Source organism: Virgibacillus sp. M23, from assembly GCF_034190895.1.
GTDB classification, from domain to species: Bacteria; Bacillota; Bacilli; order Bacillales; family Amphibacillaceae; genus Virgibacillus; species Virgibacillus salarius.
This window is the reverse complement of the sequence record NZ_JAWDHA010000184.1, coordinates 1-546: the sequence shown is the minus strand read 5'-3', so window position 1 is coordinate 546 and position 546 is coordinate 1. Positions and strand designations below refer to the sequence as shown.

The following is a 546-nucleotide window of genomic DNA, read 5'->3' as shown; positions in this document are numbered from 1 at the left end:
GATGGTTACCTTTACAGATTTGATCACCCTGGTCCTTGTGTTCTTTATTTTGCTTTTTTCGATGTCCCAAATCGATCTGCAAAAATTTAAAGCGGCAGTCGATTCGATTCAGAAGGATGGCGGCGGGCTTCAGCCGGACCAAACGTCCATAGAAAAAAAGAAAACACCTCCATCCGATGCGAAGAAGCAAGCGGATCAGCAGGATCAGCTTCTCAAGAAAGTAAATACATATATAAAAGACAACCATTTGAAGGCTCAAATGACAGCCAAACGGGATGAACGCGGTGTCGTGCTCGTTCTGCAGGAGGCGGTGCTGTTTGATACAGGTGAGGCAAAGGTGCTGAAAAATGCTGAAACACTTCTTCACCAAATCGCCGTACTTCTTCAAACCATTCCAAATGACATTCAAGTCGAAGGCCATACAGACAGCCGAAACATTTCGACATACCGATATCCGTCGAACTGGGAGCTATCAGCAGCACGGGCAAGCGGAGTGATTCAATACTTCACATCAAAAGAAAAACTTCCTTCGAAGCGCTTTATTGC

The 546-nt window shown here is 45.2% G+C and carries 1 protein-coding gene; it reads left to right on the top strand.

Going from position 1 to position 546, the window contains the following annotated elements; translation table 11 throughout:
* Position 1: 1 nt before the first annotated feature.
* Positions 2-546, top strand: a 545-nt coding sequence (gene motS, locus RVS70_RS21945; RefSeq protein WP_321134833.1) for a flagellar motor protein MotS, incomplete at its 3' end; no start/stop codon positions are given.